The organism is Burkholderia sp. BCC1993 (genome assembly GCF_905339865.1).
Classification (GTDB): Bacteria; Pseudomonadota; Gammaproteobacteria; order Burkholderiales; family Burkholderiaceae; genus Burkholderia.
In genome coordinates, this window is record NZ_CAJPGZ010000085.1 from 1 (window position 1) to 250 (window position 250).

General features: G+C 68.0%; 1 protein-coding gene. It reads right to left on the bottom strand.

The window, feature by feature from the left end; genetic code table 11:
- The coding region (locus tag U4Y91_RS36685; protein ID WP_415750533.1) for an electron transfer flavoprotein subunit beta/FixA family protein at positions 1-250 on the bottom strand (250 nt) is incomplete at both ends.

The window sequence follows — 250 nt, forward strand, 5'->3', positions numbered from 1 at the left end:
TCAGCTTCTCGACCAGCGTCTTCACGTCCGGCACCTTCACGCCGGCCGCGCGCTTCGGCGGCTCGGCCACCTTCAGCGTCTTCAGACGCGGCGCGACGTCCACGCCCAGGTCTTCCGGCTTCACCGTTTCCAGCGGCTTCTTCTTCGCCTTCATGATGTTCGGCAGCGTCACGTAGCGCGGCTCGTTCAGGCGCAGGTCGGTCGTCACGACCGCCGGCAGCGACAGCGACAGCGTTTCCGCGCCGCCGTC